The organism is Hyphomonas sp. CY54-11-8 (genome assembly GCF_000682735.1).
GTDB lineage: Bacteria > Pseudomonadota > Alphaproteobacteria > Caulobacterales > Hyphomonadaceae > Hyphomonas.
This window is the reverse complement of sequence record NZ_AWFD01000008.1, coordinates 15184-37014: the sequence shown is the minus strand read 5'-3', so window position 1 is coordinate 37014 and position 21831 is coordinate 15184. Positions and strand designations below refer to the sequence as shown.

16 protein-coding genes are annotated in these 21831 nt (G+C 57.7%); 13 read left to right on the top strand and 3 right to left on the bottom strand.

The window, feature by feature from the left end:
• The 8 genes from HY17_RS07610 (at position 1) to HY17_RS07575 (ending at position 12934) form a co-directional block, all read left to right on the top strand.
• Complete coding sequence (locus tag HY17_RS07610) at positions 1 to 930, top strand: electron transfer flavoprotein subunit alpha/FixB family protein (protein WP_034765302.1); 930 nt, start codon at positions 1 to 3, stop codon at positions 928 to 930.
• A 186-nt stretch (positions 931 to 1116) separates the two neighbouring features.
• Positions 1117 to 1995, top strand: a complete 879-nt coding sequence (locus HY17_RS07605; RefSeq protein ID WP_034765299.1) for a 3-hydroxybutyryl-CoA dehydrogenase — start codon at positions 1117 to 1119, stop codon at positions 1993 to 1995.
• Between the two features lie 419 nt (positions 1996 to 2414).
• Positions 2415 to 5876: an autotransporter outer membrane beta-barrel domain-containing protein gene (locus tag HY17_RS07600; protein WP_081813037.1), complete on the top strand. Its 3462-nt coding sequence runs from the start codon at positions 2415 to 2417 to the stop codon at positions 5874 to 5876.
• 256 nt (positions 5877 to 6132) lie between these two features.
• Positions 6133 to 8256 (top strand): TonB-dependent siderophore receptor, encoded by a 2124-nt coding sequence (locus HY17_RS07595; protein ID WP_034765291.1) that lies wholly within the window; start codon positions 6133 to 6135, stop codon positions 8254 to 8256.
• 3 nt (positions 8257 to 8259) lie between these two features.
• Positions 8260 to 8835 (top strand): hypothetical protein, encoded by a 576-nt coding sequence (locus HY17_RS07590; RefSeq protein WP_139068761.1) that lies wholly within the window; start codon positions 8260 to 8262, stop codon positions 8833 to 8835.
• Between the two features lie 10 nt (positions 8836 to 8845).
• Positions 8846 to 10330, top strand: a complete 1485-nt coding sequence (locus tag HY17_RS07585) for a PepSY domain-containing protein (protein WP_065382729.1) — start codon at positions 8846 to 8848, stop codon at positions 10328 to 10330.
• A 146-nt stretch (positions 10331 to 10476) separates the two neighbouring features.
• Positions 10477 to 10899, top strand: a complete 423-nt coding sequence (locus HY17_RS07580) for a VOC family protein (protein WP_034765283.1) — start codon at positions 10477 to 10479, stop codon at positions 10897 to 10899.
• Positions 10900 to 11119: 220 nt separating this feature from the next.
• A complete protein-coding gene (locus HY17_RS07575; RefSeq protein ID WP_034765279.1) occupies positions 11120 to 12934 on the top strand; it encodes a gamma-glutamyltransferase family protein in 1815 nt (604 codons plus the stop codon).
• Positions 12935 to 13312: 378 nt separating this feature from the next.
• Here the strand turns inward: HY17_RS07575 and HY17_RS07570 are convergent, their stop codons facing one another.
• Genes HY17_RS07570 through HY17_RS07565 form a run of 3 tightly spaced genes read right to left on the bottom strand, consistent with a single transcriptional unit; the run spans position 13313 to position 16286 of the window.
• On the bottom strand, positions 13313 to 14794 hold the full coding sequence (locus HY17_RS07570) for an MFS transporter (protein ID WP_034765276.1): 1482 nt from the start codon (positions 14792 to 14794) through the stop codon (positions 13313 to 13315).
• A gap of 2 nt (positions 14795 to 14796) precedes the next feature.
• Positions 14797 to 15102, bottom strand: coding sequence for a DUF4387 domain-containing protein (locus HY17_RS19895; protein ID WP_081813035.1), 306 nt, complete (start codon positions 15100 to 15102; stop codon positions 14797 to 14799).
• The gene (locus HY17_RS07565) at positions 15099 to 16286 is read right to left on the bottom strand and encodes an acyclic terpene utilization AtuA family protein (RefSeq protein ID WP_197020247.1); all 1188 of its coding nucleotides are present in this window, start codon (positions 16284 to 16286) and stop codon (positions 15099 to 15101) included. The genes HY17_RS19895 and HY17_RS07565 overlap by 4 nt, the downstream gene beginning before the upstream one ends.
• Before the next feature lie 503 nt (positions 16287 to 16789).
• Between HY17_RS07565 and HY17_RS07560 the strand changes: the two genes are divergently transcribed.
• From HY17_RS07560 to HY17_RS20205, 5 genes are all read left to right on the top strand, one after another.
• A complete protein-coding gene (locus HY17_RS07560) occupies positions 16790 to 17473 on the top strand; it encodes a Crp/Fnr family transcriptional regulator (RefSeq protein WP_034765273.1) in 684 nt (227 codons plus the stop codon).
• A 225-nt stretch (positions 17474 to 17698) separates the two neighbouring features.
• Positions 17699 to 18337: an HDIG domain-containing metalloprotein gene (locus HY17_RS07555; protein ID WP_155843563.1), complete on the top strand. Its 639-nt coding sequence runs from the start codon at positions 17699 to 17701 to the stop codon at positions 18335 to 18337.
• 60 nt (positions 18338 to 18397) lie between these two features.
• Positions 18398 to 20644 carry a TonB-dependent receptor gene (locus HY17_RS07550; RefSeq protein ID WP_034765272.1) on the top strand — a complete coding sequence of 749 codons (2247 nt, stop codon included), beginning with the start codon at positions 18398 to 18400 and terminating at the stop codon, positions 20642 to 20644.
• A gap of 614 nt (positions 20645 to 21258) precedes the next feature.
• Positions 21259 to 21522 carry an AlpA family transcriptional regulator gene (locus tag HY17_RS07545; RefSeq protein WP_197020246.1) on the top strand — a complete coding sequence of 88 codons (264 nt, stop codon included), beginning with the start codon at positions 21259 to 21261 and terminating at the stop codon, positions 21520 to 21522.
• Positions 21519 to 21830: a hypothetical protein gene (locus HY17_RS20205; RefSeq protein WP_034765271.1), complete on the top strand. Its 312-nt coding sequence runs from the start codon at positions 21519 to 21521 to the stop codon at positions 21828 to 21830. The genes HY17_RS07545 and HY17_RS20205 overlap by 4 nt, the downstream gene beginning before the upstream one ends.
• Position 21831: the final 1 nt, after the last annotated feature.

Sequence of the window (21831 nt, the reverse complement as noted above, 5' to 3'; positions counted from 1 at the left end):
ATGGCTGTGCTCGTTATTGCAGAACATCATCATGGCGGCCTGTCGGACGCGACCCACAAGGTCGTGACCGCCGCTGCCAAGTTCGGGGGCGACGTCGACCTGCTGGTCGCCGGTGAGAACGCCGCTGCCGTCGCTCCGGAAGCCGCCAAGGTCTCCGGTGTCCGCAAGGTGCTCCAGGCTGAAGGCGAGACGCTGCGCAAGCAGACGGCCGAAGCCATGGAAGCCCTCGTTGTGCCGCTGATGGCGAATTATGACGCGGTCTTCATCGCTGCGACCACCACGGGCAAGAACATCGCCCCGCGCATCGCTGCCAAACTCGACGTGATGCAGATCTCCGAGATCACCGCCGTGATCGATGCAGAGACCTTCGAGCGCCCGATCTATGCCGGCAACGCGATCATGACCGTCAAATCTTCCGACGCGAAGAAGGTCATCACCGTGCGCGGCACGTCTTTCGACGCAGCCGGCAATGACGGCTCGGCTTCGGTTGAAACGATCGACGCCCCGGCGGGCCCGTTCAAGTCGGAATTCGTTTCGGAAGAAATGGTCAAGTCGGATCGCCCGGAACTGGCTGGCGCCAAGCGCGTCGTCTCCGGCGGCCGTGCCCTCGGCTCCGCAGAGAAGTTCCAGGAGCTGATGTTCCCGCTCGCCGACAAGCTCGGCGCCGCTGTCGGCGCATCGCGTGCGGCTGTGGATGCGGGCTACGCTCCGAACGACTATCAGGTCGGCCAGACCGGCAAGATCGTCGCGCCTGAACTCTACATCGCCATCGGCATTTCCGGTGCGATCCAGCACCTTGCTGGCATGAAAGACTCCAAAGTCATCGTCGCCATCAACAAGGATGAAGAAGCGCCGATCTTCCAGGTCTCCGACTATGGCCTGGTTGCAGACCTGTTCGTCGCCGTTCCGGAACTGACGAACGCGCTCTAGGCGAACCGCGATCACCCAATAAGCGAAAAGCCCGGCCTGTGCCGGGCTTTTTGTTGTCCGGAAACAACATCTCCATCGAGTTCGCCATCGCCGCCCCCGCTCATCTGATGTGCTGACTTGATCTTTGACGCACTGCACAAACAGGATATGTCAGACAATTGACGAAAAGACTCAGGGCGAGAGCGGATGATTGAGCTTCAGACCATTGGCGTGATTGGCGCAGGCCAGATGGGCAACGGCATTGCACATGTCAGCGCTCTTGCCGGCTATGATGTCGTGATGACGGACATCTCGGAAGACGCGCTGAAACACGGCATGGAGTCCATCGAGAAGAACATGGCTCGCCAGGTCGCCCGCGAGCAGTTCAGCATGGATGAAATGAAAGCGGCCCTGGCCCGCATCAAGACGTCCACCTCGATCAAGTCGCACGAAAACGACGATCTGGTCATCGAAGCAGCCACCGAGAAGCGTGAAGTCAAGGAACAGATTTTCCGTTCCATCTGCGAAATCGTTCCGCCCCGCACCTACCTGGCGACCAACACCTCCTCCATTTCCATCACGCGCTTGGCGTCGACCACCGACCGGCCGGAAATGTTCATCGGCATGCACTTCATGAACCCGGTGCCGCTGATGAAACTGATGGAAGTGATCCGGGGCCTGGCGACCAGCCAGGAGACTTATGAGACGGCGATCGGCTTCGCGAACCGGCTGGAAAAGACGACGACAAACGCCGAAGACTATCCGGCGTTTATCGTGAACCGCATTCTCGTCCCCATGATCAACGAAGCGGTCTATACGCTCTATGAAGGCGTCGGCACGGTGGAAAGCATCGACACGGCGATGCGGCTCGGTGCCAACCACCCGATGGGCCCGCTGACCCTGGCGGACTTCATCGGCCTCGATACCTGCCTGTCGATCATGCAGGTTCTGCATGATGGCCTTGCCGACACGAAATACCGTCCCTGCCCCCTGCTCGTGAAATATGTCGAGGCTGGCTGGGTCGGCCGCAAGGTCGGCAAAGGCTTCTATGACTATTCGGGTGATGCACCGGTCCCGACCCGGTAATTATCTGTAAACAGACCTTTTCTGAGCATTACCCAGACCCGCACGCACGCGCCTCCCTTTGGTTGCGGAGATGGCGATGCGGTATGTATAGTTCAGGACATCCCGTAAAGCAGTATGGCGCCCTTGGGGCAAGCCGACGCATCAACCTGCGATCCTGAGAGGCCACCGAGCTGCGCCCCCAACACCGTATATTTTATTGCAGATACAAGCAGCGCGCATATGACGCCTGGCACACCGATATTTTGTTTGGACTTCATTTACCCGTTAAATTTGAAGACTTTTCACGTAACCTTCTGAACGCCAAAGTGGATAATCCGTAACCTGTCATTCACCATGCGGGCGTACTCCTTCTACCTAAAGGTATGATGGAAAACACAACAAATATGCCCCTCAAGGTTGAGTTTTTCCGGAGTTAATCCATGCAAAAATACACCATAAGTGCACCCAGCTTCGGCAGGCGCAACCGGATGCTTGCACGCTCTTTCACAGCAGCATCCCTCACCGCTATCGCCGCCGCGTTGCTCTATTCAGGCACCGCTGCAGCGGACCCCGCTGTCTATTTCAATGACGATGTGGCTGCCGGTATTCAGACGTTCGAAGACACGATCACCGCGGCCGACAATGCCTACAATGCGGACAATCCAGGATCCACGCAGACGTCCCATATCTATGAGTTCGACATTCTGAACACGACAGGAGACACGTTCCTGGTGATCGGTTCAGGTGGCGCTCCATCCGTCACGGTAAAGACGACCCGGAATGGTAGCCCCGCCGTCAATAACCAGAACGGCGACAATGGCAGCGACGGTTTCACCAACTGGAGCAACAGCCATGATGGAACGTTTGCCGGTGCAGAGGCACTTGGCTACACGTACCAGTTCTTCGAGTCCGACGGCACGACTCCGTTCTCCATGAACGCGCTCGGTACGATGGTGAATGACTGGGGCACCTGCTGTACGTCCAGCAACCCGACGCCCGATGGCGGCACGGCGAACGCCTCAGAGGTCTACCTACGTTTCGGCACCTCAAGCCCACTCCTCCTCGGCGGCATCTCGAACAGCATCGGCGGTACGGAACATTTTATCGGTGCGATCAACGACACCAACTTCTTCAACAAGGTCACGGTAATTGCGACCGGCAATGGCGAGTATTTCGGCGTTGGCGGATACCTGACATTTTCTTCGGTGGCGCTTAACAGCGTGCCGGCCGGTTCTTCCGTCGTGGACGGCAGCGGACTGGAAAATCCTTCTGCCCAGCCCCCTGCCATCCCGGACATTGACACCGGCAGCACCTATTACACCGCTGCGCAGCTTGGCGCATCGCAGGTGAACCCGAATTTCGTCGGCGGAACGCTGCAGTTCAACATGGATACGTTCGTTGGTGCGGACTTCACCGTCCAGTCCCAGGGCGGCACCATGGACACCGAAGGCAACATGGTTTCGGTCACCGGCGGTTTCACAGGTGTCGGCAACATGAGGAAAACCGGCAACGGCACGCTGATCCTGTCCGGAACGAACACCAATCAGGGCGGCTTCACCATCGAGGAAGGCACCCTGCGGGCATCGCACGACCAAAACCTTGGTGGCGGTCCGCTGACAATCGGAAATGCCACCTTCCAGTCGGGTGCAAGCATGATGTCTGCGCGTCAGATGATCGTGGAGCATTCCAACTCCCGCTTAGACGTTCAGGACCATGACGTTGAATGGCAAGGCGGAATTTCGGGCGATGGCACACTCAACGTGCTGGGGTCTGGTCGGCTCCTCCTATCGGGCACCAACACATATACAGGCGGCACCCACATCAAGGGCGGCTCATTGCTCGTGACCGGTGACGGCGCTCTGGGAACAGGTGCCCTGACCATCGGAAATGCTGCCTTCGTCACCGGGAATGACATGAGCTCGACGCGTCAGATGATTCTGGCCGACACCAACTCCACGGTGGACGTATATCAGGGCGCGCTGACCTGGGGAGGTGAAATTTCCGGAACCGGCGCGCTGAACTTCGCAGGTGCCGGCCGTCTCATCCTGAACGGTGCCAATTCCTACACGGGCGGTACCAACATCATGGAAGGCACCCTCGTCGGCTCAACGAACTCGCTTCAGGGCCAGATCCTGAACAATGGCATGATCGAGTTCAATCAGTCTACTGATGGAACGTTCGATGGCGCCCTCGACGGATCTGGCGGCCTGCGCAAGTTCGGTGATGGCGTCCTTCGGATTGCCGGTATTTCCCGGCTTGGCGGCAACAGCTATATCGAAGGCGGTGCACTGGACGTCAACGGCATGTTCGGCACGAACCTGCTGACCGTTGTCGATGGCGCTTCCCTGCTCGGCACGGGCGGTGTGGACGGCAGTGTTGTGGTCCTGCCCGGCGGCATGCTGAAGCCCGGCAATTCACCTGGCACCCTCTTCGTGTCCGGCGATGTCACGCTCAATGACGGGTCGCTCTTCTACACAGAAATCGACGGCCGCACCTATTCCGCGGCTGGCGGGGCGGGATCGTACGACCGGCTCGTTCTGACAGGTGAGGGCGTGACCTTCACGGCCAACGGTACGATCAATCCGGTCCTTCGGGGCATTTCGGGTGACGCAAACAATGATTTCGATGCTGTAATCGGTGACGTGTTCACGGTTGTCGTGGCCGACAATATAGCTGGCGCGTTCGACATGATCGACCAGCCGACTGCGGGCATTCCGGAAAATACCCGGTTCAACCTGATCTACAATCAGAACTCCATCCAGCTTGCACTCGTGGCACAAAGTCTCGGTATTCTGGCCCAGGAAGGTGGCCTGCGGTCGAACGCTGTTGCTGCAGCGACGGAGCTCGATCTGGCTACGGCATATGGTCAATCGACCGACGGTGTCCTCACCAGCCTGTTCTCGGACTTCAACGGCATGACGGCCTCGCAGGTCAATTCGGCCCTGGCGTCCCTGTCGGGTGATATCCATGCCCATGTTCTGGAAAGCATGGAATCCGTCATCGGTGGATCCGACAGCATGATCCTGTCTGCCGCTAAAGGCGATACCGGTATCGGCGGCGTCGATACCGAACTGAAGAACGGCATTCATCTCTGGTCGCGTGCCGAAGCGCGTGGCGCCAGCTATGATCCGGATGCAGCTGGTATGGGTTTTGATGAAGACGTGTACGGCATCACCATCGGCGCGACCTTCATCAACCGTCATGACCTGCGCCTCGGCGTTGCCGGCAGCTACAAGACCGCCGAGATCTATAATGATACGGCGAACGGTGCGACCAGCCAGATGATGTCTGCCTACCTCTATGGCAGCCGTGCGGTGACAACGCGCTTGACCCTGTCCGGTCTTGTCGGCCACACGCAGGCCGCGGTGAAAACCAACCGTACAACGGTGTTCCCGAATGCCGTCACCTATTCGAAATCGGACAAGCCGGTCTCGATGACGCATGCCCAGCTTGAAGCCCGCTACAAAACAGTCACCTTCGGAGAGACCAGCGTCTATGCCATCGGCGGCCTGCGCGCGGCGACCCTCAACGTTCACAAGTACGCTGAGGAAGGCACAGCCCTCGAGACGCGTCTGACCCTGGAAGGTGAAGGCCGCGATACGCTTCAGTCAAAACTCGGCGCGGAAGTCACCCGCAAATTTGCCGGGACAGACCTGGCCGTGTTCGCCGACTGGACCCGTGACCTCGGCAACGATCCGACCGTAGAGCGGAAGGTCTGGCTGGGTGACGCCGTCTGGCAAACGCAATCCACCGACCGCGGTCTCGACACCTACAATTACGGGTTCAGCGCCCGTCGCAAGGTGAACGACCGGATTGGCCTCGAACTGGAATACAGGGGCCAGTACAACTCGCCGAACTATGACGCTCAGCAGCTGATGTTCGGTGTGAACATGGTCTGGTAAGTCCTGTTCCTTCCGGATGGGGGCCGGCTGCGGGTGACTGCAGCCGGCCTCTGCCCGTTTCCGACACCTGTGGCTCAAAGACACGTCTCTTCAGCCAGACCTCCGTCCGCGACGCAAAGCGCCGCCCTCCCCCCAAACGGCGACAGCCATTGACCGGATGACTGCAGCAAAGCCTCTATTTGCGAACGATTATCATTTACATCTCAGACCCAATCCCGTAAATGCGACTCACTCGCAATCTCAAAAGGGGTCTGAAATGCGGAAATTTGGAAGTGTGCTGGCGGCAGCGATGCTGACGGCGGGGGCAGCCTATGCCCAGGATATGAGTGACGAAAATCCCGACGAACAACGGCTCGAAACCATCCGGGTCACGGGCCAGCTATCGGACTTCGGCGCGACCAAGACGACAACACCGATTCTGGAGACGGCGCGGTCCATCTCCATCGAAACCGAAGAGCAGTTTCGCGACAAGGGCGCGCTGACCCTCGCTGCATCCTTCGATTATGCAGCTGGCGTGGATGCCGGCACTTATGGACCGGCCACACGCGGGGATTTTGCAAGCGTCCGGGGATTTGACGCCGCTGAATACCGGGATGGCCAGCAGGTCCTGTTCGGTTATTACAATAACACGCGTACGGATATTTATGTCCTCGAACAGGTCGAGATCCTCAAGGGCCCGGCCTCGGTCCTCTATGGCAAGGGCACACCGGGCGGTATCGTCAACGCCGTGTCGAAACTCGCAGGGCCCGACAAGTCCAACGAAGTCGTCTTCGACGTCGGCACCAATGACCGTTACCAGGCCGCGGGCGATTTCAATGCGCAGCTTGCCGAGAATGTCTTCTTCCGCCTTGTCGGCGTCTACCGGGAGAGCGGCACCCAGGTCGACCGGGTCAATGACGACGCCACGATCCTGATGCCTTCCATCAGCTATGACAATGGCACCACCCGCCTGACAGCCATGGTGGAATATTCCGACCGGGACAGCGACACCTCCTCCCAGTTCCTGCCGCTTACAGGCACCGGCTGTGTCAGCGGCGATGTGACCATCACGCCTGAGATTGTCTGCGCAAATGCAAACGGCCAGGAAATCGATACCTCGACCTATCATGGGGAACCCGGCTTCAACCGCTACAATACCGACTCAATTCTGGTCAGCCTGCTTGGCTCCCATGAATTCACACCGAATTTCTCGGTCGACGGGATCTTCCGTTATAAGGACGGTGAAGCCGACTACTGGCAGTCCTATTTGGATTTCCTTGGCGCAGGGACGCCGCGCATCGACGCGGACGGCAACGGCACGCGCACCTTCTACAGAAACGAGGCCTCCTCCGAACAATCGGCACTCGATATTCGCGCGCGTTACACCTTCTCCACCGGTCAGCTGGAACACGAAGTCTTTGCCGGGGTAGCCTATCAGGACGTGACCACCGGCAGCCGCTACATCTATGCGGGCGGTATCGGCTCATTTAACGCTTATGATCCGGTCTATCCCGGCTATCCGGCCGCCTTTGACGATCCGTCCAATTTCTACGATCCGGGTGATACGCAGACGGAAGATTATGGCGTCTATATCAACGACCAGATCTCCCTGAACGCGTGGAAGTTCAATATCGGCGTTCGCTACGATGACACCGAAACCGTGACAACCTCAACCACTCAGTCGGACGATGCCACCTCGTTCAGCGTCGGCGCGCTCTATGCCTTCGAGAACGGCTTCTCCCCCTATGTCAGCTTTGCGGAATCCTTCGAGCCCGTGATTGGTCTCGACGGCTTCACCAGCCAGCCGCTGAAGCCGCGTGAAGGCGAACAGTGGGAAGCCGGTATCAAGTACCAGCCACCTGGCACGCGGACCTATATCACCGCGGCCTATTTCGAGATCGAGGAAACGAACCTCCCGAACCCGGCATCCATCATCGGCCAACCGGACAGCCAGCAGGAAGGGACCGGCACTTCCAAAGGTTTCGAATTCGAAGCCCTGACAACACTCGGAGACTGGTATCTCGAAGGCAATCTCAGCCTGCTCGATACGGAAACGCCGGATGATGTGCCGTTCGCCTCCATCGCAGAAGACCAGGCCTCGGCTTGGGTCCAGTACCAGCCGGAAGAAGGCCCGCTCTCGAACTTCAAGGCCGGTTTCGGCATCCGCTATCTCGGTGAAAACGAGAGCAACGGCATCGGTCTGGTAGGCCCCATCCGCGTTGTGACGGATGGCGTGGTCCTCGGCGATCTGCTGATCGGCTACGAGACGGACAACTGGGACCTCACCCTCAACGCCCGCAACATCATGGATGAGGAATATTACGGCACCTGCCTCGCCCGGGGCGATTGCTTCCCCGGTGAGCAGCGGACTGTGGTAGCGCGTGTCGCGCGCCGTTTCTGATCGATGGAAACGGCACTCCTAATCCGGGGCCTTGCGTGCCTCATGGCGGTCTGCGGCCTCTGGTTGCTGCAGGCCGCCTGGCGCCTGAGGACAGCGAATGGGTGGCGGCTGGCCGGTGGCTGGTCCGCCATCACGTTGTCTGTCATCTGCTGGGCTGCGACAAGTCATCCGGACAAGGGATCGGCGCTCGGCATCGTCGTCATCATGATTGCCGCGATGGCGGCGCTCAGCTGGATTTACGTGAAGGCTGACCGGAAGACAGCGCGCGAGGCCGCCGCACGGGTCACTGAGCCGGCTCCCGCCAGTCCACTTGAAATCCTGCGGAGCGTCGCTGCCGGTATCTTGCTGGGGCCGCTGGCCGGGCTGGCAGCGCTCGCCTTGTCGACGGCGGGCTTTGTCATGCTCAAGAAGTCGGGCGTGGAGCACACAGCGAACCTCGTCATGGCGATGTTCGCGTTTCCCCTCTTCTGGGCCTTGATAGCGGTTGTCGCTGGCGCGCACAGCCGCCTCTGGCGCAAAGGCGCGATTGTTATCGGCTCAGCACTTGCGCCCCTCGCTTACCTCAGTCTCTCCGTCTAAAGAGGAAATCATGGTAAAGACTCTCTGGCCCAAATCCTCCACCGTCCGGGTGGCCCGGTCTCTTGCCGCGCACTCTATCCTGGGACTGGCGCTTGGCGGCCTTATCTACATCCTGGCAGTGACGGGCACGCTGTCTGTCTTCAATCGGGAATTCCAGCGCTGGGAACAGCCGGTCGCGCCTGAGATGACGACGATCTCTCCCGACGCAGCAGCAAAGGCTGCCCGGACAGTATTCGAAAACGAAGACCCGGCGACCACGCACCTTTACATCAACTTCCCCCGGCCAGACCTCCCCCGAACGGTCATCACCACAGATACGCAGGCCTTTTTCGTCACCGCTGATGGTGATGTTGCCGGGCGAGAACATTTTCCGTGGACGCAGTTTCTGTTGGACCTGCACTATTACCTGCACCTGCCTCACATACTGGGCCTGACGGTGGTTGGGGCTCTGGGTGCATTCCTGATCGCGCTGTCCCTGTCCGGCTTTCTGGCCCATCCACGCATCTTCCGGGATGCATTCGCCCTGCGCCGCAGCGCGGACCGCGTCGGTCTGGCTGACCTTCATAACCGGCTAAGTGTCTGGACAGCGCCTTTCCACATTTCCAACGCCCTGACCGGAGCCATCCTTGGCCTGTCGAGCGTCCTGGCCTTCGCCATTGCGGCTGTCAGTTTTGACAATGACACATCAAAAGTTTTCGGCCCCGTCTTTGGAGAAGACCCCGCCGTGAATGAAGCATCGACAGAGCTGGCCGAGATTGCTGCCCCCCTCGCCTATATGGCAGAGACCTATCCGGACATCTCGCCCACCTATTTCATCCTCCATGATCCGGGTACAGCCGGACAGCACGCCTCCGTCATTGCCAGTCATCCAGACCGCCTGATCTTCGGAGACTATTATAATTTCAACGCCGACGGGCAGTATCTCGGAAACACAGGTCTTTCGGACGGTACAGTTGGCCAGCAGATTTCCGGCTCCGTTTACAATGTCCATTTCGGAAACTGGGGCGGGCTGCCCGTCAAGATTGCCTACTTCCTGTTCGGGCTCGCGCTTTGCACGATCATCGCCAGCGGCTTGAACATTTACTTTGTCCGCCGGCAGTCGCAGGGCCGGGCAGCGCCGCGGCTTGAGGCCGGATGGGTCGGAATTGTCTGGGGTACGCCCGCTGCACTCGCCCTCACCCTGCTGGCCTCGGTCAGCGGTGTCACCGAAGGTGCCGGCCTGGTGGCCCTGTTCTGGTTCCCGCTGACGGCGATCGTGACGGCTTGCCTGTTCATCGGAGACGCGCCCCGCTGCCGGCGTGTGATGAAACTGGCGGGCGCAATCCTGCTGGTCATTGGCACCTTTGTCCACGCGATCCGACATTCCGACGCACTCGGTCAGGCGAGCCTTATACCTGTTACGGTCTGCGCTATGGTGATTGCTGTCCTGCTGGCCGCAAGCACAAGGAACTCCCGATCAGGACGCCCGCGCACGCGGCACGCACCTGCAGAGTAGCGCTCGTCGGCTCAATCGAGTCGCTGGCGCTGAGCTGCACAGATTGCAAGCAGGCACATCTCCGGGTGCACGCCAGCGCGAATGACCGCTAGGCATGCGCGCTTGTGTGCGACATAAGTCGGGCAACCAAGACGTTTGGAGGTGTCATGTCGCTTCGACCATTTCATTTGGCGTTTCCCGTGCACGATCTGGACACCGCGCGGGAGTTCTATGGCGAACTGCTGGGATGTCCGGAAGGTCGCAGCGCGCCGGAATGGATCGACTTCGATTTCTTCGGCCACCAGCTCGTCGCCCATCTGGTTCCGGACTCCGCCAAGACCGGCGATCCGGGTAACAGCGTCGATGGCCACGATGTACCGGTGCCGCATTTCGGCGTCGTGCTGGAAATGTCCGACTGGCAGGAACTGGCCGACAAGCTCACCGCAGCTGGCACCGACTTCGTCATCGAACCCTATGTCCGCTTCAAGGGACAGGCTGGCGAACAAGCCACCATGTTCTTCCGTGATCCTTCCGGAAACGCGATTGAGATGAAGGCGTTTCAGGATCTTTCACAACTGTTTGCGCGCTGACTAAGAAAGCCTGCAATCCCCACGCGCCGCCGGACAAGCCGCTTGCGATGTCTGGCCGGAACGGGTGCCACATATATTGGCGGAGCTGTCCGGCGGACAACAACAATCGGGCAATCTGAAACTCGGCTCACAAGGATTGCCGCTTCTGCTTGAGCTTCTTCGCGAGGCGCATTGAGGTCGGGGCCTTCCCCTCACCCTCCCCCCTGTTGAAGACCTCATTATGAAACGCAGACAATTCCTCCTCACCGGGCCGGCCTCGGCGGCTTTGGCGCTTTCGGCGTGTGCCTCCCAACCCAGTTCTGCAGCAGCGCTGCCAGCAGCTCCGCCCGCACCGCCGCCGGAACATACGCCCACACCGCTCAGCGATACGATCTATTCGGGCGACCGTCTGGCAGGCTCGCCCTTTGCCTCCCGCTCCGTCGTCTGGGGCATGAATGGCGTAGCGGCGACCTCGCATCCGCGCGCGACGTTGGTGGCCATCGACATTCTCCGCAAGGGCGGCTCGGCGGTCGACGCCGCCATCGCTGCCAACGCAACACTTGGCGTGGTCGAGCCGACGGCGAACGGCATTGGCGGTGATGCCTTCTGCCTCATGTGGGATCCGGCGCTCGGCAAGGTCGTGGGGCTCAACGGGTCCGGGCATTCGCCGGCTGGCCTGTCGCTCGATACGCTGCGGGCGAAGTCTCCGCGCGGACGCGTCCCCTTCCACGGCGCTGCAGCGGTGACCGTGCCGGGCGCCGTCGATGCCTGGTGGACCATGCACCAGCGCTACGGGAAACTGCCCTGGAAAGACCTGATGCAGCCTGCCGCAGACGTCGCCGAAGAAGGCATGCCGATCGGGCTGATGATCGCGGACCGGATGAAAAGCGACATGGCCGGTTTCATGCGTCCGAATTCCGGCATCGAGGAAATCGAAAATATCAAAGCCGTCTACTACACACGCGGGCGCACGCCGAAAGCAGGCGAAATCGTCCGCAACCCTGACCTTGCCCGCACCCTGCGCATGATCGGTGAAGGTGGCCGGGACGCCTACTATGACGGCCCGATCGCCGACACGATCGAAGCTTATTTCAGGCGCATCGGCGGCTGGATGACACGCGAGGACCTCGCCGCCCAGCACGCCAGATGGGTGGAGCCGAACGAGGTCGACTACCGCTCCGGTGTCACGGTCTACGGCATGCCGCCGAACAGCCAGGGACCAACCACGCTCCAGATGCTCTCTATCCTGAAAAATTTCGACATGCGCGATGCCGGCCTCATGTCGGCCCTGTCGATCCATCTCCAGGCTGAAGCCAAGCGGCTCGCCTTCGAAGACCGGGCTCGCTGGTTCGCCGATCCGGACTTCGCCGAAATCCCGATGGACATGCTGCTTTCGGATTCCTACGGCATGCAGCGTGCGTCCCTCATCCGGCCGGACCGGCCGATGGATCGCGCCTTCCCGGGCGATGCCCCGAACCAGGGCGGCACGACCTATCTGACGGTCAGCGACTCAAGCGGCATGATGGTCAGCCTGATCCAATCCAACTATGCAGGCATGGGCTCCGGCCTGATGCCCGACAGGCTGGGCTTCAGCTTCCAGAACCGTGGCGCGGGCTTCAGCCTGCAGGAAGGCTCGCCGAACCTGTATGCCCCGCGCAAACGCCCTTTCCACACGATCATTCCGGGCTTTGCCACGAAGAATGGCGTGCCATGGCTGGCGTTCGGCGTCATGGGCGGTGGGATGCAGCCGCAGGGGCAGACCCAGATCATCCTCAACATGGTCGACTATGACCTCGACCTTCAGGCGGCCGGCGATTGCCCGCGCTGGCGCCATGACGGCTCGTCCGAGCCAACCGGCGTCTACACACCCGGCCTCGGCACGCTGAAGCTCGAAACCGGCGTACCGGAAACGACGAAGGCGCTGCTCGCCAAGATGGGCTGGACCGTTGGCGGCACCGATGGCGGCTTCGGCGGCTATCAGGCCACCATGTTCACAGGCGAAAGCTACGGCGCGGCCAGCGAAATGCGCAAGGACGGCCTCGCCCTCGGCTACTAAGGCCACCTCCACCTCACTCGCGCTGGGTCTGGAAAGTGGCGATCCCGGCGAGATTCGAACTCACGACCTACAGATTAGGAATCGGAATCAGGGGGTGCTAGGCATTGTTGGATTTTGAAAAAAGCCAATAAAAACCGACCCTATTATGTCTCCAATTGATACACTTTGCTGGGTCAAGCTCAAAAAAGTTACCGTGGTTACCACGAAGCGAGCTTATGAACTGTACAAGGATCGCTCACTTTTCGCTCGATTTCGCAAGGCTCATGCCGCTTCAGGAACCCGCACCCCATTTCCCAAACGGCCGTCAGGAAGCTGTACCCACAGGAATGTTGGAGATCAGCCCCTCCCATCCAGCACCCTCACTTCGGCCGCCTCAATTCAGGCTTTCGCCCCTACGCCCTGTGTTCGAGCGGCGATCTGATCGCATATATCTTGGTGAGATTTTCGGTCTATTCGATATTTCGAGTAGAGCCATACTGTGAGCAACCACACAATTGAAATGATCGGACCGTAGAGGAGCCCAAGGTTCCATACTACGCCCTCCGATACCGCCCCAACTTTCGCAGCTTCGGGAAACGAAATCATCTCTAGTGCAATCCCGCTCAAAGTCACACCGATAGCGGCTGCCCCCTTATTCGCAAAGGAACGCGTCGCGTACAGCGTCGCTTCTCGCCTGTTACCGGTCAAAAGCTCATGCTCGTCGGCTAGGTCGGCATACATTGAATTGATGGTTGTCAAAATCGTAAGCCCGATGAAGCCAACCAGAAAATAATTCAGGCCTACCATCCAGACGATGATGCTATCTCCATTAGCGGGAAAGAGGTTTGGGAAGAACAAGCGACCGCAAATAAAGATGTTGAGATTGACAACGGACAGAAGCGTCGTGGCGATAAGCAAACGCTTTTTGTCCAAAAGCTTGGCAAGGGGCCGAACGACAACAAGCGCTGTTATGGCCCCGCCAAGACTTGCCAGTGGCATATAGGCCATCGACTCTGTCGTCAGGTTCCAGAAATGCAGACCGATATATGCTGAATAGCTCTGATCCATGTTGACGGCCATGACATAGATGAAGAGACCGAAAAACACCGCACGAAATGAGGGGCTTTTCGAGAGCCTGAACATCTCACCAAATATTGAAATGAGATTGACATTCAGCGCCCCCTCCGTTTTGCGAAGCAATGGCACGATATTGAGTGTTCCGAAGAAACATACCGCCATCGCCAGGAACATCATTATGCCACTGACCAGGCCAAGCCAAAAATATCCATCGGGATTTAGCAAACCAGGATCGTATAGATCCGTGGTCGGAAACAGAAACTTGTAGGCAAGGAACGTGGTCAACGCTCCCACAACAACGCGGAACCCGGAACTGACCGCAAAGAGCCCAGTTCTTTGTTCATAACTTGGCGCCATTTCAGCCCCAAGCGCCAGATGCGGGATATCGTACAATGTCAGCGCTATTCTTGCTGAAACCGCAAAGAACAATAGCCAAGTGAAATAGCCGAAATCGCTGAGACCCTTGGGTGGATTAAAAAGGAAGAAAAAGGTGACCGCCAGCGGAACTGCGGCCAGGGCGAGATAAGGGTGCCGTCTGCCGTACCGTGTAGATGTTCGGTCGGACAATTGCCCCACTAGAGGGTCGGTGATCGCATCGACGATAATTGAAAGACCTAGCGCCAACCCCACCAGCGTGCCCGGCACCCCCAATAGTTGCTGGTAAAAGAAAAGCAGGAACGTACCGTAGGCCGTGCTTTTTATTCCGTCTGCTGATGCACCCGCGCCATAACTAATTGCTGTCAGTCTCGACAATTTACGAGGGCGAGCACCTGCCTCTTTCACAGAATCCGTCACACGACTCATTTTCAGACTTTCTGACCAAGCAGCAAAACGAATTGTTGCCCGCTGTGTTGATCCCTATCGTGGATCCCCCCTTGAGGATATCGCCGAGGAAATGAAATCTTGAGCACATTTTGCTCAGGGATTGGGAAGACCTTCACAGATGACGCATTGACACCAAAGATTTGAGATATGGAATTGGGGTTCAGCCATGGCGCACCGCACACCCTTTCGAATTCTGCATCTCCATCTAAGAATATGTCTACTGTCACCCAGAATGGACCAGCATTCTTGGACCTAACATGTCGCGCGATGTCTCGAAGCGTCGTCATTGTCCGCCCTCTGTGTATTCCATGCGAAACAAATCCAGTGGGTCATCGACGGTCACGACATGGTTCATGGCAAATTCATAGACCGGCCCCCTTGGCGTCTCCGCTGGTGAATAGGGAAACGCAAAGCTCGGCATGGGTGCCGAGGGATCCCCGGACCAGTGAAGAAGCGCAGGATTGCAGGCCCTGGCGATCTGGAGTGAAAGTTCTGAAGTCTCCGCCGTCACGAGCACCATCAGTCCGACTTCGAAAGGAACACCCGAGCCTGGAGGCCAGTTGCCACCTAAGCCGTTCCAGCCATATGGCCGAAAGTCGATGTCATACTCTTGAGAGGACACATTCATATTGTCCCGGATCCAGCTAGCGCAGACCTCCTCGAGGCTGGACAGCCACTGATCGAATCTCTCAAGGACCTTGGGCTCGCGGATGCAAACAAAGCTCATGGTCTGATAGCCGGCGAGACGGGCGGCTTCGAGCTTAATTGTATAGCTTGTGGTTTCGGCGAAAGATCCGGTAACGCGAACTCGGCGGTGATCCAACTGCTCATATTTCGCTCCGGACGCGTCAAGAATGACGCCCGGCTCAATCAACCGGAAAGGATCGGAATTTTCATACAGCATGTGCGCGGAAACAGACGCCACCGTGCACCGATTGTCGATGTGCAGTGGTTCCACTTCGAATCCGGCAGAGGTAACAGTAATCATGACACCACCCAACCTTAAACGCTCCGTACAAACACTTCCGCACTCCGCAATTTTGGCAGCATGCCAACTCGCGCCAGTTGGCAAACCTTTCATCAAAGGCACGCAAGCAAGTACCGCGGTATCTGTTGCGCGACCGCAGAGAATTATCTGAGCACCGTCCCTGATGGCCTTCTGCATCGGCTCGGCCCCCTGCAAACCCACTATGCGGATACAGGACTCAATTTCCTCCTTGGTGAGCGGTAAACTTGGAGGAAGTGGTCTGACCTGGCCCCGCGCAAGCCGGTCAACCAGATCGGTAGCCCGGATTTCAGAATAGATCTTGGCAATCTTTGCTGTTCGCCCGATTTCAGTCAGTATTTCTCCGCAAATATCCGCCACATAGTCGACCCCCGCATCGGTACCCGCTGATCCGCAGCTTCCGATAATCAGCGGAATGCCCGCATCAAGCTGTCTCGGAATTATCTGCGCGAGGTCTCTCCTCACAGCTCCCCGTGTCATCTTTGAGTGGGTGGTAGCAAGGAAATACGGGCCAGAATCCGTCGACCCAGCGTCGACGGCGACTGCATCGGGCCGCATCGAAAAGCCACGCTCAATTGCTTCCTCAGGGCAGCCGGACCCCAGCATACCTGTGGGCACAAGAATTTTGCAGCTTTGCATTTGTTATCAAATCCAATTGAGAAGCCCGTCTGAAACAAGGACCTCGGGTTCTTCGAAATTGGGAAGCAACTGGTCAGTCCGACCGGAAGGCCGACCGGGCTGATGATCCTCCCTGACTTTTTTAGACTGATCGGTGATCAGCTTTTTCAGGATAGTATCCGATCCCGCCGCGGCGCCGTGTCAGAAACTTGACACTAAAGACATCTGCTTCGACCCGGAGAGCGCAGCGCGATCAGAAAGCCACCACTCATCTGTGGCAAACTTGCTGGCCTCTCTGATCGTTGATCGTATAGACTTTCACCAAGCCGCTTAGAGGAGTCCATTCGACAGTGCGCATCGTCTCCGATCAGAACTGGATCGCGGCCCTACCCGACCACGCCCGACATGAATTACTTCAGGCGATGAAGATCATGAATTTCGAGCGCGGTGACGTGATCACTCAACCCGGGGAAAGAGCACGTCGAATTCATCAGCTGCGAACCGGGTACGCAAAAGTGTATGTGGATACACCTGACGGCAGCCAGGCCATCCTCGTACTGTACCGGCCCGGCAATTGCTTCAGTGAAACTGCCGTTATCTCCGACCGCTGCAACAATCATGTAACGGTCGCCGCCACATCCTGCGCAGTCGCGGCGATCGACCGAGATACATTTATGCGGCTTTACGAGAAGCATCCTGAGATACCGGACCTCCTGTGCAGGAAGTTTTCCAATGTCATTACCAGTATGCTTTCGTTTCGCGTGACTGTCGCTGCCTCGCCCATCCGCAACCAGATTGGCGTCCTGTTCAATAACTTGCTGACCTATTGTTCGGAAGGCACTGAAGGATCAGCCCGCCGTATCACCGCACCAATCACTATCAAGGAAATCTCCGCCATCCTCGGCGTCTCTAGACAAACCATCCATAAGGAAATTCAGTATTTCAGGGACAGCGGGATCCTTGAGCGTGACAATGATGAGTGGCTCATCTTGTCCCCTCAATCGCTTCAAGCTGTGGCCGTCGCCATCGACTGAGCCAATCCCGAATGCTCGCATATTTTTTTAGTGTCATTTTCTTTACACGCTCGTCCAGCCATCAGCGTGTACCTTCCCTGAAACAATCAAGCCAACATCCCATCGAGGACTTGGCTCAAGGGATGGAAAATGAAACAGGTGTCACCCCCGCGGGAGGACCCGGCTCGCGAAACATGCTCAGGTGCAGCGGATGCCAATCGACGCGCGCTCGTTGGCGGCTCTGTGATGGGTATTCTTGCATCGGTCATCGGTTCTAACGGACTGGGATTAGCTCAAGCTCAGACCATCGCAGCATCGGGCGGGCCTGCTAGTGACATTAGCGACCTTTGGCCGGAAATCGATTGGATCGAAGACACAACGCTTCGCTCTCAAGTCATTGCCTGCTGGGAGAGCGCTTTCCGGCTGAGTACATTGCATCCAGCAGATCTATACAACATTCCGTTTTCGATAAAGATCCCGGGCTGTCCAGTGAGCTTCAACGCCCACAAGCGGTGCGTGGCAATTGTTGCATATAAGTCCGCCAAGGAAATGGCGGGCCTCTTCGGAGCTGCGCTACCGATCAACTTGGATGTTGTTCTTGCCGGCGCCATTCTCGCAGATGTCGGCAAGTTGCTGGAATACGAAATGCTGAATGGCAAGGCAGTCATGAGCTCACATGGCAGGCTGGTGAAACATTCCGTATCCGGCGCTCATCTTGCGCTGGATGCAGGACTGCCAGACTCCGTTGTACACATCGTTGCGACGCATTCAGGAGAAGGTGATCTGAATGAACGGTCTACGGAATCGTGGATTGTTCACCATGCGGACTTCATGTGCACCGATCCGTTTATCGCAATTGCAAAGAAGCAATTGGCGAATCGCTAGCCCGTCAAGCTGACACGCAGTGACACGACAATATCCAATAAAATTCCAGGGAGGAAATCTATGACAACTCATTATGGTAACGACCGGCACTCTGCCTATCGACGACTGTCCTACGGCGTAGCGTTGTCAGCGCTGGCGGTAGCCTGGGCCGCAGCTCCCGCCCTCGCTCAGGAAAAGGAAGATGAGGAAGCTTTCCTCGACACGGTTATCGTGAACGCGCAGAAGAAAAGTGCGGGCGAAGCTGCCCAGGATGTCCCGATCGCGCTCACTGCATTCAATGCCAATACAGTTCGTGCAGTACTTGCCGACGATCTGCGGGATGTCGGATTTTATTCCCCAAACACCCAGCTCTATGAGACGTCATTGGCTCCCGGGACAGCTTCCTTCGCCATTCGCGGCCTTGGTACGCCGGAATCCACCGCTTCTCTCGATCCAGCTGTCGGTTTGATCAAGGACGGAATATTTTACGGGCAACGTTTTGGATCCTTCCTCGAAACATTTGATGTGGAGTCGATCGAGGTTTTGAGGGGGCCTCAGGGCACGCTTTTCGGCCGAAACGTTACTGGTGGCGCGGTCGTAGTCCGCACACGTCGCCCTGGCTTGGAAGCGGGGGCCACGGGTCAGCTTCGCAGCGTGATCGGAAGTGATAACCGCCTCGATGTGATGGGGTATGTCGATGCGACGCTCATTGAAAACAAACTCGGGATCATTCTATCTGCGGCTGGATTGAAATCAGACGGCTACGTCGGCAATCTCAATGCGATCGGAGGGACGCTTGGGGACAAGGACATCAAGAACTACCGCGCTGCAATCAAGTATGATGAGGATGGTGTCGGTGACCTGACCTTCATCGTCGAACGCAATCAGAATGACAGCGATACAGCTCTCGCGATCGATCCGACCTATTCTGCCGGCTATTTCACAGCAAACCGCAATTCTGACAATCAGGTCGATATCACTTCGACAACCTATGTTCTCGAGGCGAACATCAACGCCCCTGGGGGTCTTGTTACCGCTGTTGCAGGGTATCGAAACACAGACTATGGCGACAATGGGAAAAACGACCTGGACGGTGGCCCGACGGCAAGTTTCGAAACCCGGGGACGGATCAAACATGACCAGACCAGCCTTGAATTGCGTTATGCAACCCAAGGCCTGTTTGAATCACTTGACTTCACCGTTGGCCTATTTGCGATGGACCAGAATCTCGACCTCGTAGAAGCACGGTTCCTCGGCCCGCCGCTTGCGCCAATTCAAGTGATCCAGGCTGGCGCGGCACAGCAATCTACTCGCTCCTATGCCCTGTTCGGTCAGGGCGACTACTATGTCAACGATCAGTTCACGGTAACTCTTGGCGCGCGCTACACTTACGAAGAAAAGGATTTCAATCTCGCTCCGCGCTCCACAGGTGGGTGCAACTCTGCGCCGCTGTTCGGCACAGACACGCTACCTGCTCTAGCTGATTGCTCGTTTACCGGTGAAACAAGCAAGGACTGGAGTGACTTTTCCCCAAAGCTTACCCTAACCTGGACGCCTACTGATCAATTCCTGGCATTTTTGACTGCATCGAAAGGGTTTCGCAGCGGTGGATTCAACAGCCGCGCGACCGCTTCAGGTTTGGGTCTCGATGGGTTGCCTATTCCATTCGATGAAGAGTCCCTCAAAAGCTACGAAGCGGGCTTCAAAAGCGACTTCTGGGATGGCAGGTGGCGTCTGAATGGATCTTTGTTCTTCAACCAGGTTGACGGACTTCAGCGGTCTGTGACTGGACCGCCTCCGACACTTGCGCAAACGGTTCTGAACGCAGGCAGCGCTGATATTAGTGGTATCGAAATTGACACGTCTGTCGCCATGTTTCGAGACGGATTTGTGGATGGCGACTCGCTCATCTTTACCGGAAACTATGGCTACACCAATGCGGACTACACTTTCTTTGACACCGATGGCGATGGCATCTCCGACGCCGATCAGCTGAAGTTCAGCAAGGTCTCACCAGTGACCTATGCTGCAGCACTCCTGTATCGGACACCGGTCGGAGGATACGGTGATATCCGAGCAAGGTTGGCATACCGCTACGAATCCTCTTCGGAATCCACCGCGGAAAACGACCGGGCAAAAATTCCATCCGTAAAGGAAATAGATGCCAGCGTCGGATTTACCTCAGCATCTGACAAAATCAGCGTGAACCTTTTTGTGAAGAATGTAGACAATTACAAGTCCTTCTATCACTTGCTGCCGATCATCAATGACACGATCTACCCGAGCCCGGGCACGTCGAGCGGTTTGGAGATGGTGTACAAGTTCTAGGGTATGGACACCCGAATATCACTCCCTGAGAGGAGTATACTGCGCGTTCCTCAAATGACCTGTGCCGGAGCCCTTGTGCTCCGGCATTTTTTTGCCGAAGGAGTATGCGCACATACACTCTCGGTACTTGGGACAACGAGCACAAGAACTCTGGTCAGTCCAAACAGGCGCCTGCCGAGGCCTGCACCTATCCCCGGGGAGGATCTCAAGCAGCTTGCGGAGCGCGTCACAATCTGAACATGTGACTCTCAGCAGAACATATTGTCAGTGAACTGAGCCGCAGCGAAGGCCCGGGCAGATCCTTGACTATCTCGTCCAGCAGGAGCGAGACGAAGTCGTGACAGGCGACGTGCGTGAGCCTACGGAACGTGCTGCCTAAATTCACAGCCTATTTTACCACACACAACTTTTTGTTGCTTGGTGAGTGCCTCAGCCACCTCAATACAAAGTCATGTCTGGACGCATGAGAGAGGAATTTTGTGGTTTTCAGTGGTGCATCGTGAAGCCGCGTGAATTCCCGGGCATCTCCAGGTAACTCAATGCTTTCGTTGCTCTTTTCTGATCGACTAAGCTGTGCTGGGTTGCCCCTACTCACAGTATGAGGAGTAGAGTGCATGCCCGTCCCCCGTGACCACTTTCCCGAAATCGAGGATATCCTTCAGGACAATCCCGGCTGGCTCGATGAGGCCATCGACACGCCTTCGGTATCTCGGCTGACCGGCGTTCCGGTCTGCACGCTTGCCACCTGGCGTTGCCGTGGCGGGGGGCCGCCCTTCCTGAAGCTGGGCTCGGCTGTCCGTTACCGCCGGCGCACCGTGTTCCGCTGGCTCGCCGAATGCGAGAAGGCCCAGAACCCGCCGAAGCGGCCGCCCCCATGACTGGTAAAACCAGGCCCCTTTCGATCCGCCTCGCCGAGTCGGATATCGAACAACTGACCGTACGGGCTCGCCGCATGTCCGGAACCCCGACGGGCGTCGCACGAGAGCTTATCCTGTCGGGCCTGACAGACGGTGATCCGTACACGCAGGCCGAACGCCTCTTGAAGATCGAGCGAAGGCTCGCAGCTCTGTCCCAGGACCTCAATGCAGCTTCGACCACAATCGACAAGCAGTCCAGCGCGCTTGGACGCATTGAATCCATGTTCGAGCAGTTGCTCCTTGCTCTCAGCGGCCGGACTGCCGGTTGAG